General features: G+C 59.0%; 14 protein-coding genes. 9 read left to right on the top strand and 5 right to left on the bottom strand.

Annotation, left to right across the window (positions count from 1 at the left end; translation table 11 throughout):
- Positions 1-13: 13 nt before the first annotated feature.
- The 4 genes from ACR0FE_RS15340 to ACR0FE_RS15325 all read right to left on the bottom strand — a co-directional run bounded on the left by ACR0FE_RS15340 (position 14) and on the right by ACR0FE_RS15325 (position 3,589).
- Complete coding sequence (locus tag ACR0FE_RS15340; RefSeq protein ID WP_480812777.1) at positions 14-688, bottom strand: DUF1028 domain-containing protein; 675 nt, start codon at positions 686-688, stop codon at positions 14-16.
- An 84-nt stretch (positions 689-772) separates the two neighbouring features.
- The gene (locus ACR0FE_RS15335; protein WP_170611570.1) at positions 773-1,189 is read right to left on the bottom strand and encodes a RidA family protein; all 417 of its coding nucleotides are present in this window, start codon (positions 1,187-1,189) and stop codon (positions 773-775) included.
- A 17-nt stretch (positions 1,190-1,206) separates the two neighbouring features.
- Complete coding sequence (locus tag ACR0FE_RS15330) at positions 1,207-2,484, bottom strand: flavin-containing monooxygenase (RefSeq protein WP_480812778.1); 1,278 nt, start codon at positions 2,482-2,484, stop codon at positions 1,207-1,209.
- A 301-nt stretch (positions 2,485-2,785) separates the two neighbouring features.
- Positions 2,786-3,589 carry a helix-turn-helix transcriptional regulator gene (locus ACR0FE_RS15325; protein WP_480913677.1) on the bottom strand — a complete coding sequence of 268 codons (804 nt, stop codon included), beginning with the start codon at positions 3,587-3,589 and terminating at the stop codon, positions 2,786-2,788.
- 167 nt (positions 3,590-3,756) lie between these two features.
- On the opposite strand from ACR0FE_RS15325, the gene ACR0FE_RS15320 reads away from it, so the two are divergent.
- The 6 genes from ACR0FE_RS15320 (at position 3,757) to ACR0FE_RS15295 (ending at position 9,951) form a co-directional block, all read left to right on the top strand.
- Positions 3,757-5,826, top strand: a complete 2,070-nt coding sequence (locus ACR0FE_RS15320) for an oxidoreductase (RefSeq protein WP_480913675.1) — start codon at positions 3,757-3,759, stop codon at positions 5,824-5,826.
- A gap of 195 nt (positions 5,827-6,021) precedes the next feature.
- Entirely contained in the window at positions 6,022-6,384 is a 363-nt protein-coding gene (locus ACR0FE_RS15315) for a YybH family protein (RefSeq protein WP_480492158.1), read from the top strand.
- 343 nt (positions 6,385-6,727) lie between these two features.
- A complete protein-coding gene (locus ACR0FE_RS15310) occupies positions 6,728-8,212 on the top strand; it encodes an FAD-binding oxidoreductase (protein ID WP_480913673.1) in 1,485 nt (494 codons plus the stop codon).
- The gene (locus ACR0FE_RS15305; RefSeq protein WP_170806796.1) at positions 8,209-8,619 is read left to right on the top strand and encodes a DUF4383 domain-containing protein; all 411 of its coding nucleotides are present in this window, start codon (positions 8,209-8,211) and stop codon (positions 8,617-8,619) included. The genes ACR0FE_RS15310 and ACR0FE_RS15305 overlap by 4 nt, the downstream gene beginning before the upstream one ends.
- A complete protein-coding gene (locus ACR0FE_RS15300; protein WP_480913671.1) occupies positions 8,616-9,668 on the top strand; it encodes a hypothetical protein in 1,053 nt (350 codons plus the stop codon). The genes ACR0FE_RS15305 and ACR0FE_RS15300 overlap by 4 nt, the downstream gene beginning before the upstream one ends.
- Positions 9,658-9,951, top strand: a complete 294-nt coding sequence (locus tag ACR0FE_RS15295) for a hypothetical protein (protein ID WP_170611585.1) — start codon at positions 9,658-9,660, stop codon at positions 9,949-9,951. The genes ACR0FE_RS15300 and ACR0FE_RS15295 overlap by 11 nt, the downstream gene beginning before the upstream one ends.
- A gap of 53 nt (positions 9,952-10,004) precedes the next feature.
- On the opposite strand, the gene ACR0FE_RS15290 is transcribed toward ACR0FE_RS15295, so the two are convergent.
- Positions 10,005-11,045 (bottom strand): LacI family DNA-binding transcriptional regulator, encoded by a 1,041-nt coding sequence (locus ACR0FE_RS15290; protein WP_480812785.1) that lies wholly within the window; start codon positions 11,043-11,045, stop codon positions 10,005-10,007.
- 113 nt (positions 11,046-11,158) lie between these two features.
- On the opposite strand from ACR0FE_RS15290, the gene ACR0FE_RS15285 reads away from it, so the two are divergent.
- The 3 genes from ACR0FE_RS15285 to ACR0FE_RS15275 are packed head-to-tail and all read left to right on the top strand — an operon-like array spanning position 11,159 to position 14,125.
- Positions 11,159-12,670, top strand: coding sequence for a tripartite tricarboxylate transporter permease (locus ACR0FE_RS15285; RefSeq protein ID WP_480913669.1), 1,512 nt, complete (start codon positions 11,159-11,161; stop codon positions 12,668-12,670).
- A complete protein-coding gene (locus tag ACR0FE_RS15280) occupies positions 12,667-13,122 on the top strand; it encodes a tripartite tricarboxylate transporter TctB family protein (RefSeq protein WP_170679178.1) in 456 nt (151 codons plus the stop codon). The genes ACR0FE_RS15285 and ACR0FE_RS15280 overlap by 4 nt, the downstream gene beginning before the upstream one ends.
- 43 nt (positions 13,123-13,165) lie before the next feature.
- Complete coding sequence (locus ACR0FE_RS15275; RefSeq protein ID WP_152459978.1) at positions 13,166-14,125, top strand: Bug family tripartite tricarboxylate transporter substrate binding protein; 960 nt, start codon at positions 13,166-13,168, stop codon at positions 14,123-14,125.
- Positions 14,126-14,143: the final 18 nt, after the last annotated feature.

The raw sequence follows: 14,143 nt of genomic DNA, 5'->3' as shown, positions 1-14,143 counted from the left end.
TGTCTCTCCCTGATTATTGGTCGCCGGGCACGCCGTAGGACGGCGCCTCGCGCGGGTCGAGGGCGCGCTGGATGTAGGCGTCCAGTTGTGGCTTGTAGATGTCCCAAGCGGTTGCAACAGCCTCGATGGGACAATCCTCGGTCCAGTCGCAGCGCAGATCGGCCACCGGCCAGCTAACTTTGTCGACAATCTTCAGGCCTGCGGAATGCACCGGACCGGCCTCGCCACCCGCAGCAAGACCCGCGCGCATCGCGGCAATCAGGCGGTCGCCGATATGGCCCGAGGCGGAAAGGAACCCGTCGACGATGGCCTGCGGAATGCCGTCATTGTCCAGCAGGTTCCCGCCCGATGCGACGTTCTCGGCCTGCGCCTGTGTCCAGATGCCAAGGCTGTTCGGGCCGGAGTGAATTGCGGTGCGCCCGGCCGTGTCCACAGCCAGCACCTGACGGTATTCGATGAATTTTGCGCCGGCCTTCATGGCCTCGATAGCCTCGGGTGCGGTCTTGCCCTGTTCCATCAGATCCAGCGTCAGCGGACCAAGGCTGGGGTCGGTCACGTTCTGCGTTGCGACCGCCCCGACTCCGGCGCGGGCAAAGGAACAGCGGGCCGCCACGGCGGGCGACGAGGAGGAAATCGCTAAGCCGAACATTCCGGTTTCAGCGCAGCGGGCAACCAATGAAAAAGTCATTCAGGTCTCCTTGAATCACAGCAACCGGACCGCGCGTGAGAGCAAGAAAGAGACGCGGTCCGGTCTGTCGACTGATCGAAACGATCAGTCAGGGATAACGGCGGTGCCGTCGATTTCGACCAGCCATTCCGGACGCGCCAGCGCCTGAACCACCAGACCGGTCGAGACCGGATGAACGCCTTTGATGTACTCGCCCATGGTGCGATAGACGGCCTCGCGGTGGCGGACATCGGTGATGTAGACGACGACCTTGACCAGATGCTCCATCGAGCCGCCGCATTCCTCGATCAGCTGCTTGATGTTCTGCATCACTTTGTGGGTCTGCTCGACCGGGTCGTGACTTTCGATGTTGACCGCATCGTCCAGGTTCTGCGGGCACTGGCCACGCAGGTAGACGGTCTTGCCACCTTGAGTCACAACGGCCTGGCAAAGGTCGTTGTCGAGGTTTTGCTCGGGGTAGGTGTCGGAGGTATTGAATTTGCGGATACGTGTATGCGCCATGTCGGGGTCCTGTCTTCTTACTCTGCTGCGGGGGCAATGATGGCTGCTTCGCCGTCATAATCGGCATAGGCCCGCTGGATCGCGATCTGATCGGCAATGTATTTCGCATCGTGCCAGACGCCCCACAGGAAGGTCGAGCCGCGGCGCGACTGCCAGGGCAGGCCAAGGAAATACACGTCCGGTTCAACCGAAACCCCGCGCTGATGGATCGGCGCGCCTTTGTCGTCGAAGGCATTGGCCTTGATCCAGCTGAAATCCTGACGGAAACCCGTGGCCCAGATGATCGTGGTAATGCCTTCCTTGGTGAAATCGACCGAACCGAGCGGGTTGGTCAGGCTGTCGGGATCGGCGAAGGCTTCGCGGGCCTCGGGTTCTTCCGGAAGATCAAGGCCGGTGCGGTCCACATAGGCGTCCGCCAAATCCAGCATTTCGTGATAATTGGCATCGCCAGCGGCCACATTGCGCTGCAAATCGTCGGCAAAGCTCAGAACGCCGTTCTCGAAGCTTTTTGTCATGCCAACCAGGGTAACGCCTTCGTTGCCAAGACGACGGAAATCCATTGTGTGCCCGCCATAGGCACCGCTGACCGAGATGGTCACGTGTTCGGTTCCCGGCTTCATCGCGGCCACGTCCCACAGGCCCAGAACGCCCAACCACCAGACGAAATCCCGGCCTCGATAGCGGCGCGGCGGGCGGTCATGCGGTCCAACCGACAGAAACACCTTGCGGCCGGCCCGGTTCAGCTCATCCGCGATCTGTGCGCCGGATGATCCGGCGCCGACGACCATCACGGCACCTTCGGCCAACTGGCCGGGGTTCTTGTAGAAAAACGAGTGAATCTGGTCGACACCTTCCGTTTCCGGCACAATCGGCGGGATCACCGGATGCTGGAAAGCGCCCGTAGCGGCAACAATGCGCTTGGCATGGATCTCACCGGCCGAAGTTTCGACACGGAAGCCGCCCTCGCCGGGCATACGCTCGGCCCTGAGCGCCTCGACGCCTTCGCGGATGGGCGCGTTCACCATTTCGGCATATTCGACAAGATAGTTGGCCACCCGGTCTTTCGAGACAAAGGCATCCGGATCGTCGCCCTTGAACAGCAGGCTCGGGAAACGATCGTGCCAGGCCGGGCCGTTGGCGACCAGAGCATCCCAGCGACCGGTACGCCATGCCTCGGCCGTCCGGTTCTTTTCCAGAATGATATGCGGAACATTGTTGTTTCCCAGATGCTCGCTGAGCGCGATACCGGCTTGACCGCCACCAACAACCAGTGTGTCCGTTTTCTCGATGGGCATGTTTCGTTTCCCTTTGACTGTATCTCGGTCCGACACAAATGGCCGGGCAAACTCCTGGCTGAACTGGATAGGGTCTGACAGACGGCTCCAAATATGGAGGCCCCTGTAGTCACCGATTTCGGAGGCCGGCGTGCAGTCGTAAAAGTGACCATTGTTCGGGCGACGGTCACTTCGCGATTACAGCTTTCCGTGCCGATCCAGCACGCCTTGCGCGTTTCGTGAGGAACGTTCCACAAGTTGGAATTGGGCGAAATTACTGTCTAGCTTACCCTTAGTTAGGTTTTGGCTAATCTGGCAGGATTTACGCTTGTTTTGATTGCAGTTGGCCGTGATCGGACAGGTACGGTGCGATCAGATAAAACAGCTCTCCCTGCGAAGAGATCTGGCATTTCCTGTAAAGCTGCTTGCGTATGACTTTGACGGTTTGCGGGCTGATCCCAAGCGTGAGGCCGATGGAAACCGACGAATGCCCCTGCAGGATCAAAAGTGCGATCTCAGCTTGCCTTGCGCTCAAACTGATCTCGAGTTCCGAGGACAGTCGGTGACGCAAAAGATCGACGACATCTTCCGGCGTGTCTGAGCCCCGCGGTCTGAGGTCCGACCAGTTCTGCCTGACCAGCGCGTTTACAACCGGGGCCAGCTGCCTTGCCTGTTCAAGATCACGGGATGAAAACCGTGATGCGGTGGTCGCATCCCGCCCCAGACAGACGGTTATCGACACGCCCTGCGTCGGAGACGAGAAGAATGCGATCTCGTCGGCGAGCGTGGTGCGTTGATAATAGGATTTGTAGTACTCGTTGCGATGAAACTGGTCCGGGGCAATGTCGCTTAGCCGATACATCCCATCTGCCGCGTCTGCCGCGTGCAGGGAATAGAACGGGTCCAGCAGGTAAGCGCCTGTTACATAGTGGCTGTTCATACGTTCAAAAACTCGCTTCTCGCTGGCTTGGGTCAGAAAGACCTCTGGTTGTTGGCTTTTGAAGAAAGCGACGATGGTCATGTTATCGATACGCAGGCAGGCGCCGAGCCAGTTTTGCAATCGCCGGGCAAACCCGGTGGTACCTATGGACAGGATTGTGTCTGCCAGAAGCTCTGGCTTGGGCATGTGGTCCACGGCGCTATACCTCTTTGGGGGTATATACCCCCTCATGATCCATGATCTACCATGATTGTCGAAATAAGGGGGTATATCCAGTGCGAAATACGCTCTGACCATCAGAATTTCGGCCCGCCACAGGGCGATACCGCCAGATGCCTAAGGGAGATCCAGCAATGCGCGATCCACGCTATGATGTTCTGTTCGAACCGATGAAGATTGGCCCGCTGACCGCCAAGAACCGCTTCTATCAGGTGCCGCACTGCAATGGCGGCGGCTATCGTGATCCTTCGGCTGCTGCTGCGATGCGGGGTATCAAGGCCGAGGGCGGCTGGGGCGTGATCTTTACCGAACAGTGCGAGATGCACCATACCTCGGAGATCACGCCGTTCATCGAATTGCGTTTGTGGGAAGACAAGGACATTCCGCAACTGCGCAAGATGTCCGAGAAAATGAAAGAACATGGCGCGCTGGCCGGGATCCAGTTGGCCTATTCGGGCATCAACGGGCCGAATCTTTACACGAAAGAGGTACCGCTGGCACCGACCGCATTGCCAATCCGTACGTTCACCAACGATCCGGTTCAGGCGCGCGCACTGGACAGGCAGGACATCCGGGACCTGCGCCGATGGTTCGTGAATGCGGCCAAACGGTCGAAGGATGCCGGATTTGACCTGATCTGCCTGTATGGCGCACACGGGTTCGGGATTTTTCAGCATTTCCTGAGCCGGGCCACCAACCAGCGCAGCGATGAATATGGCGGCTCTCTGGAAAACCGCGCCCGGTTCAGTCAGGAAGTCATCGCTGACATGCGCGACGCTGTGGGCGACAAGATGGCGATCACGCTGCGGGTGTCGCTGGACGAAACCATCGGCGAACTCGGCTTCTCGAACGCCGAGGTGCGCGACTATGTCGAGATGAACAAGGATCTGCCCGATCTCTGGGATCTGGCGCAGGGTACCTGGGAAGATTGCTCCGGCCCGTCGCGGTTCAAGGAAGAGGCGGCGCAGGAACATCTTGTGCGCGGCATTCATGAACTTACAGACAAGCCCATCGTCGGGGTAGGGCGGTTTACTTCACCGGATGTGATGGCCAGGATGATCAAGTCCGGAACGCTGGATTTCATCGGCTGCGCCCGCCCATCCATTGCCGACCCGTTCCTGCCGAAGAAGATCGAGGAAGGCCGGATCGACGACATTCGCGAATGCATCGGCTGCAATATCTGCATCACCGGCGACATGACCATGTCGATCAGCCGCTGCACACAGAACCCGACCTTCATGGAGGAATGGCGCAAGGGCTGGCACCCCGAGAAGATGAACGAAAAGGGCGACAGCTCGAACGTGCTGATTGTCGGCTCTGGTCCTGCGGGACTTGAAGCGGCCTGGGCACTGTGCCGCCGCGGGTATGATGTGGCCGTGGCCGAAGCGCGGGACGTGATCGGAGGGCGTGTCACCCGCGAACGCGCGTTGCCGGGGCTCAGCGCCTGGGGGCGTGTCGTGGACTACCGGGAATACCAGTTGCAACAGCGCCCGAACGTGGAGATCTACCGAGAGAGTGAGCTGGATGCCGACAGCATTCTTGAGTTCGGATTCGAGAACGTCTGCATCGCGACCGGATCCAAATGGCGTCGCGACGGTGTTGCCCGTCAGCATGTCGTGCCAATGCCGATTGCAGATGGCGCCAAGGTCTATACGCCTGACGACCTGATGGATGGTACGATCCCTTCGGGCCGCGTGGTGGTATATGACGACGACCACTACTACATGGGGGGCGTGCTGGCCGAGTTGCTGGCCAGAAACGGAGCGCAGGTGACGCTTGTCACGCCGTCAGCCTATGTCAGCGACTGGACGAACAACACGCTGGAACAGATCGCTATCCACCCGCGACTGGTCGAAGCTGGGGTCGAAATCGTGCTCAATCAGGGTGTGGCGGAAATCCACACCGATCATGTGGTATCGAACTGTGTGTATACGGACCGCACCTGGAAGATCGAAGCCGATGCCGTCGTAATGGTCGCATCCCGGCTTGAGAACAACGGCGTCTACAACGCCCTGAAGGCGAAAGAGACCGATTGGGCCGACGCAGGCATCAAGTCTGTCAAGCTGATCGGAGACGCCAATGCACCGGGGCCGATTGCATGGGCGACCTATGCCGGGCATCGATACGCCCGCGAGCTGGACGGGCCGGATATCGGGGACGCCTTGCCCTTCCGCCGCGAGATCACGGAACTGGCAACGGATTGAGATTGGCGTGGGCTTGTTTGCCGCCGCCAATCGGGCGATGGAGGACCTCAGGCAAAGCGACCTAAGCTGAGCCGATTGGCCTTCGTCGCCTTCCGCTTTTCCCGGGGCTTACCCGGTCCTGGCATCGCAGATGTGAAGCGACTCGGGCAACTGTGGTAGTCTGTGATCATCTGCGGGAAAACTCGGGAGGAGAAGATGTCAGTTCTGGACACCGTTAAAGCGCTCGATGCGGCAATCATTGAAGGGATCAACGCAAAGGATGCCGGCAAGGCAACCGCACCCTATGCCGAAGACGGCGCGATCATGCCGCCGGGCGCACCGACCATGTCGGGTCACTCCGCGATCCGCGAGTATTGGCAGGCCGCAATTGACGGAGGTCTAAGCAACGTCGTGGCCAACCCGACCGGGGCGCATGTCAGCGGAGACTTTGCCGTTACCATGGGAACGTTGACGGGCTCGATGGGAGGGCAGGACCTCTCAGGGAAGTACATTCTCTACTTCCAGAAAGGCAACGACGGCTGGAAGGTTCAGCGCGACATCTGGAACTTCGACGCCTGAACCAAGCAGAGCGGGTATTTTTCGTCACTTGCATCAAGCTGTCGTGATGTTCGTCGGTCGGCTTTGATCACTGGTTTCAAGGCGGTCTGAATATCCGCGCAGAAAGCTGCCACCGGCGGGTTCGAAAACGCGAGAGACCGATGCAGAGCTTCCTGTCATCGGGCGGAATGGCGTGTTTCCTTCCAGGCATTTCGCACACGGAAATTGCCACTTGGTTTCATTTCTCTGCGGTGCCTTCCCTGCGGCCATGACTTTGTGAGATAACTCCTCCAAAACACGGTATTAGCTCAGCTGATTTCAGTATTGTTTTGGGTTTCCGCACCGACTGTGGGAGGAAGACATAATGAAGAATTTTACACGCCGCGCCGCGCTGGTCGGTGCCGGTGGTTTGGCGGGATGGGGATTGGCAGGCCTGTTTCGGGCGGAGTTGCCCACCTATGCCGGTGCAAACCGCATCGTTGCGCCGACCGGGGAGAACTACCTGAACGATGCAAGCGGTCTGTCGGCGACGCCGATCCAAAAGCATCTGCGGATTTCAGAGGGCGATCAGGAACTGGTTGCGGTGATCCGGCGAGAAATGTCACAGGCGCGTGCGGAAGGACGGCCCCTGAACGTCGGCGCGGCGCGTCATTCCATGGGAGGGCAAGCGATCCCGCGTGATGGTACGGCCATGACTTTTGACAATGCGCGTATCGAACTGGACACGGCCAATCAAAGCTATCGGGCCCATGCGGGCGCGCGGTGGTCGGATGTCATTGCGGCGCTCGACCCCCAGGGATGGTCGCCCAAAGTGATGCAATCCAACAATGACTTCGGCCTCGCTGCGACCTATTCGGTCAATGCGCATGGTTGGCCGGTGCCGTTCGGACCGATGGGATCCACTGTGCGTTCCCTGCGGATGGTGTTGCCGTCCGGCGATCTGGTGACCTGTTCACCAACCGAAAACACCGACCTGTTCAACCTTGCGATGGGGGGATACGGCCTTATCGGAGTCATCGTGGACATGGAGATCGAGATGGTCAGGAATGCCCGGCTGTCTCCGGCATTTGAGGTGATGGAAACCGGCGAATTTGCCGACCGTTTCAAGGCGGCAATCATGGATCCGACAGTGACAATGGCCTATGGGCGGCTGAATGTGGAACGCGAGTCGTTCTTTCAAAAGGCGCTGCTGATCACATATCGCGAGACAGAAGATCAAGACGATCTGCCGGCGGCCTCCGGTTCCGGATGGATGGCCCATGCGGCCAGCCGGATTTATCGCGCCCAGCTTGGCAATGAGATATTCAAATCCTTCCGCTGGTGGAATGAAACCAAAGTTGGCCCGGCTCTGGGGTCAGGTGAGGTGACGCGCAACTCGCTGATCAATGAACCGGTGGTGACACTGGATGATCGCAACCCCGACCGGACGGACATTTTGCACGAGCATTTCGTCGGGTTTGACGCTTTCGACAGCTTTGTCGAGGCCTGCCGCGAGGTGATCCCGGCCTCGTATCAGGAGTTCCTGAACGTGACCCTTCGGTATGTGGCGCAGGACGATCAGTCCGTGCTGTCCTTTGCCCGTGTACCGCGGATTGCTGCCGTCATGTCTTTCAGTCAGGAGCTGACCCAACGCGGCGAGGCGGATATGGCGCGCATGACCCGCGCGCTGATTGACCGGATCGTCAAGATCGGTGGGGCCTATTACCTGCCTTACCGCCCGCACGCCACAATCGGTCAGTTGAGTGGCGCCTACCCACGGGCAGAGGAATTTGCGAAAGCAAAGCGGGAACTGGACCCCGATCTGGTGCTGCGCAACAATCTTTGGGATCAGTATCTGGGGCAGCTATGAGCAATCTGCAAAAACTGTGTTTGGGGTATTTCGTGGCGCTCATGATCGCGGCGTCGCTGAACTATATCCCGGGCCTGACGGATGACGATGGGCTGGTTTTTGGCATCTTTGCGCTGGATATCTACGACGATGCACTGCATGTGGCTTCGGCCCTGTGGGCGCTGATCGCGGGGCTACTTTCACATCGGGCGGCGCGGACATTTCTGATCCTGTTCGGGCTGGCCTATCTGGGGGATGGGATATTCGGCATCTTCACCGGCTACGGGTTCCTTGATCTTGGAATATTCACCAACGCATCGCTGGGCACCGATTGGTCGCTGCCGCGGTTCCTTGCGAACCTGCCGCATCTGGCATTGGGCGGAATCGGCGTCTGGGCCGGGTTTCGCGGCGGAGCCGAGCACGGGTGAGGCGGCTGTGGCGATACTGCAAATGGCTGTTTCTGGTGGTGGTGATCTGCGTTGCGGGATTGCTGTCGCCGATTGCCTATGTGGAAATCATGTGCCGGGGGTCGGGCCAGCCTGCCGCCTATGAGGCGCTGATCGATCCCGCCTTTCACCGACCCGAAACCCGGACCCTGATGACCTATCCGGAATGGCACATCGTTCATGCTTACGAGGATTACGCCACGGTCATCCAATCCGGTGATCCGCATGAGTACGGATATTTTCGCGCTGTCGGAGGGTTCTGGTCTTCGCTTTGCGCGCTGAGTGCTGCTGCAAGTTCCCATGGCGCGGTTGATGGCGCGACCAAGCAAATGGTCTATGTGATCGGGGTCAGTTTTACTGCCGAATTGCTGCTTAAAGCCGCCTATGAGGAAACCTTTGGCCGGGTTTTCGCGGCGCTGCGCGGACAGACACGGGCGCCTTTGGATGATCTCTCGGCCAGTCAAGCCGCTGGCTATGCCAGGTTTTTGCAGCAGGTTCCGTGGTACAAATGGCGGTTTCGCGAGGATCGGGCTGATTTGAACGAACAGGCCACGGACAATTTGCGGGACCGTGAGCGGCGGATCGCCCTGGGGATCGAATACGGGGTCAAGGCCGCCTATGCGGATGTGATCGCCTATGCGGTGGCGCAGACGGGCCAGGATGAACCGACCCTGCGGATGATTGTTCAAACAGCGGACCGTTCCCTGCTGGACGCAGAGGAGGGTGTTCATGTTCTGGCGGAGCATCCGCAGGGGATCGAAGTGGAAACTCCCCGATACCGCGCGTTGACCCTTCTGCTGCAACGCTGGGCGCGTGAGGGAGTGGATTTTATGGAGATCGCAGGGAATGACGACATCCTGTTCACAGTCCTGTCCGGTGATCCGGACATGGACGGTGCTATCTACAGTCGTTTACGGCAAGGGTCTGGCGATTACCGGCATCTGATGGTGGTGAAAGTTTCCGAATTGGCCGACCGGATCCGTGCATTAGATATAGGAGAGCAGAAGCTGGAGCATATCCATGACTACTAGGTCTGTCCTGATTGCATTACCTTCAATGCTGATCGGCTGGCTGGTCATCATGCTGGTGACGGCCCTGTTGACGGACGAGGCCCCGGCCTATGTCGTCTTGTTCCCGACCGACGGGTTTCTGCAGTCCCTTCCGAACGAAATATCGATGATCTCAGCTTCAGTTGTCAGCGTTACACTCACGTCCGAGCAGGATGGCTTCGTGCCACTATTGTATCGGTCGGGGGCCTGGATGGTGCTGCCTGCGGGATTGACAGGCTGCTTGCCCATGCCGAAGGCAGATTGAGCAAGGCCCGCCTGGGATCACGCGGTCGTCTTGTCTTACTGGGCAAGAACCATTCAAACAGTTCGGGAAAAACGAGTGCTGGCAGTTGTTCCCCTGACAATGCATTCCAGTTCACAGCAGAGTCTGAAAGGCTCTGGTTCATCCGAGGTTATGTAGTCGGTGAACCTTTCACCGGCGAGCTTGCCGATGGTTTCGGCGGGGATTCGAATGGTGGTGAGCCCCGGTTCGACATCTGCGGATCCCTTGAAATCCCCGATACCGATGATCGAGAGGTCATCAGGAACCTTCAAACCTAGGCTCTGGGCCGCAAACAAAGCGCCCTGCGCGATGACGTCATTTCCGCAAAGCAGGGCCGTGGGACGAGAATGTTCCGTCAAAAGCGTCAGGGCGGCCTGTTTGGCCTGAGACACACTGTACGGAGCTTCCGACTCATGCTCGCTCGGGATGGATACACCCATTTCCTCAAGTGCATCATGCACGGCGGACAGCCGGTTTTGCGCACGGTCATTGCCGGTCGTTTTGGGGAAGATCAATCCAATGTCCCGGTGCCCCAAGGCCAGCAGGTGCTCGGTCGCAAGACGTCCTGCCAGTCGATTGTCTGCCCCAACACAGGGAAGGGCGGAATCCTCGGAATAGTTCCAGATCGCAAGCGCCGGGATTTTCTGCTGTTCGATCAGTCGGGCGGTGGCATCGGAATGTTCCAACCCAACCAGTGCCACGCCGTCGACGCGATGTTCCAGCAGCTTGCGAACCATGGCGTATTCCCGATCCAGGTCATACCCGTGCGACGCCAGCAAGAGACTGAAGCCGGCCTTGTCGATTGAATCCGAAAAAGCCTGAATGACTTCGGCAAAAATGGCGTGATTGATTGTTGGCACCACCAGGCCGATCGTGCCCGACCGTTTTCCATGCATCGTTTGAGCCGCGCGGTTGCGGATGTAGCCCAATCGCTGAACGGCCCGGTTGATCTTTTTCCGAGTCGCAGGGTTGACCAGATTGGGGTGGTTGAAAGTGCGGGAAACGGTCGACGGTGAAACTTTTGCGGCCTTTGCAACGGCCACGATATCCACCTTATCTTTTTGAAATTTAGCCATAAAACCCTCTCGCATAGTCGATTTTATGAAAACATTTGCAATACTATTTTCATCGCCTAACCTGATTTGTCAACAAAAGTAAAAGTGTGAACCGACGGGTTGGGAGGCCCTGAATGGAATTCATTTACTACTTCGGAGATGTGTTCACGCCGCTCTCGTTCCTGTTGCTTTTGGGTGGCACGATCGGCGGGTTGATCCTTGGGGCGACGCCGGGCCTGTCACCCACGATGGCGGTTGCGTTGCTGATCCCGTTCACCTTCCAGCTTGAGGCCGCGCAGGGCCTGATCCTGCTGGGCGCTGCCTATACCTCGACCGTTGCGGGCGGCGCGGTCAGCGCCATTTTGCTGAAAATCCCCGGAGCGCCTGCCAATATCGCCACAACGCTGGACGGGCACACCATGGCGAAACAGGGACAGGGAGCGCGGGCGCTGCAATTGTCCTTTCTAGCCTCGGCCGTGGGTGGCATTTTTGGCGTTTTGCTTCTGATCTTCCTGACCCCGGTTCTGGCGAAATGGGCGCTGGCCTTTGGTCCGTCGCACCTGTTCTGGCTGGCCATTCTGGGTGTGACGGTGATCGGAACGCTGGATTCCGCGTCGGTTGTCAAAGGGTTGCTGTCGGGTTGCATCGGGCTGTGGCTGGCGACCATCGGCTTCGACGACATCATGGGCGCGCAGCGGTTCATTTTTCATCCCGCCTTGGGCGGAGGTATCAACATCATTGCCGCCCTGATCGGACTTTTCGCAATCCCGCAGGTTCTGACGATGTTCGCCAAAGGGCGCCACAACGCCGGAGCCGAGGTCATCGAGGTACAGCGCCATTCGATTATGGCCGCCTTCCGGGAGCTGTTCAGCCGCACGCGGGCCCTGAGCATCGGAACCCTGACAGGTTCGATCATCGGCCTGATCCCGGGTGTCGGTGGGCAGATCGCGGGCCTTGTGGCCTATGACCAGACCAAGAAGTTCTCATCCGAAAAAGACAAGTTCGGCACCGGTCATTCCGAGGGCGTCATTGCCGCGGAATCCGCCAACAATGCCATGGTCGGCCCGTCTCTGGTGCCGCTGCTGACCCTTTCGATCCCCGGAAGCCCCACCGCTGCGGTTCTGCTGGGCGGATTGCTGATCCACGGCATCTTCCCGGGGTCGGACCTGTTCGACAACCACCCGGACGTGGCATGGACCTTCATCAACTCGATGCTGATCGGGCAGGTGCTGATGTGCATCTTTGGCCTTTACGTTGCCGGTCTTGCAGCCCGTGTCGCGCAGGTGCCGCAATCGGTGATGGCTGCAATCGTCCTGGCGCTGTCCGTTTTCGGAGCATACTCGGTTCAGGGTTCGATGGGTGACGTCTATGTCATGGCTTGCCTGGGGATAGGCATGTTCTTTCTGGAACGGTTCGGTTTTTCCGCCGCGCCACTGGTCTTGGGCCTGATCCTGGGACCCATCGCCGAAGCCAACTTCATTCAGGGCGGAATGATTGCTGACGCCACCGTGGGCAAGGCAGCATACTTCCTGAGTGGCGGGTTGAACCTGTTCCTGATCGCCATTGTGCTGGCCTCGGTCGGCTATTCGGTTTGGATGGAGCTGCGCCACCGTCGCTACACCACCAAAGAGGAGGCACAGGCATGAACCGTTCGCAGCATGTATTCGGATCAGGTCTTGTCTTTGCGGTCGGCCTTTGGGTGACCTGGGTCAGCTACACCCAGCAACCGGCCGAGGCGTTCCTGTTCCCGCGTCTGATCGCAACCGTTTTTGTGGTTCTGGCCGGATGGACGTTTGGCAAGGCAGTCATGGGATTGTCCAAGGTTGGCAACGGTGTCACGCGCACCATGTTTGTCAACATGCTGCCGGGTTTGATCGTGACGCTGATCTACGTGTTCTGGGCGGCCAAGTCGCTGGGCTTTTACACCGCGACGACAATCGCCTTCTTCATCCTGCTGTCGATCTATGACCCGGCGCCGCATTCGGACGTCAAAAGCTGGATCCGGCGCGGGATCATCACGGGCGTCTTCGTGGCGGTGATGTACGGCCTCTTTTCCATGCTTCTGAACGTCTACACGCCAAGGGAAATTCTGTTCTGACCGCGCAAACAGCGGAAGAACCAAATCAGGGAGGAAACGCAAAATGAAACGATTGATTGCCGGGGCGGCTTTGGCCCTCATGAGCCTGACGGGTGCGGCGGCGGCCGAGGACTATCCTGAGCGGCCGATCATGATGATGGTCAGCTACGGGGCTGGCGGCGCGACAGACTTTCAGGCGCGGATCGTGACCATGACCGCCGGAAACGAGGACGCGCTGGGAATGCCCATCGCCATCATCAACAAGCCCGGCGCGGGTGGCCGCGTGGGCTGGAACTGGTTCGCCACGCAGGCGGATGCAGACGGCTATACGCTGGCGGCCTACAATGTTCCGCATTTCATCGCCCAGTCGATCAAGGGTGGCGTGGAATATTCGACCGACAGTTTCGAACCTATCGCGAACTGGGGTGCGGATCCGGCGGTATTTGTCGTGGGCGCCGACAGCCCGTTCAACTCGATGCAGGATGTCATTGCCTATGCCAAGGAAAACCCGGGCAAGCTGACGGTATCCGGTGCCGGATTGTTTGTGGGCCACCACATCGCGGCGCTGCAAATCGACAAGGCAGCCGGAACCAAGATGGCCTATATCCCGACCAAGGGTGGCGGTGCGGCGGCCATGAAGGCCGTGATTGCCGGTGAGGTCATGGGCGGCATCAACAACCTGTCCGACGCATTCCGCGCGCAGGAAGCGGGCAATGTCAAAATTCTGGGTGTCGCCGATCTTGAACGCAACGCGTTCCTGCCGGATGTTCCAACGATGATGGAACAGGGGCTGGACGTGGACAACTCGTCGGTCAATTTCCGGGGTGTGATGGTGCCAAAAGGAACACCGCCCGAAGTGATTGAAAAGCTGGCCGCGACAGTACCTGAGATGTTTGCCAATTCGCGTGTCGCCAAGAAGATGGAGGCCGGCGGGTCGCCCATGCACATCATGACCCGTGACGAGGTGATCGAGATGTGGGGCCAGCGTCAACAAACACTGAACGAACTGCTGGCCGGTCTCTGACCCGGACATTCTAAAACG

It is taken from the genome of Ruegeria sp. K7 (assembly GCF_056531785.1).
This window is presented reverse-complemented; position numbering and strand designations above follow the sequence as displayed.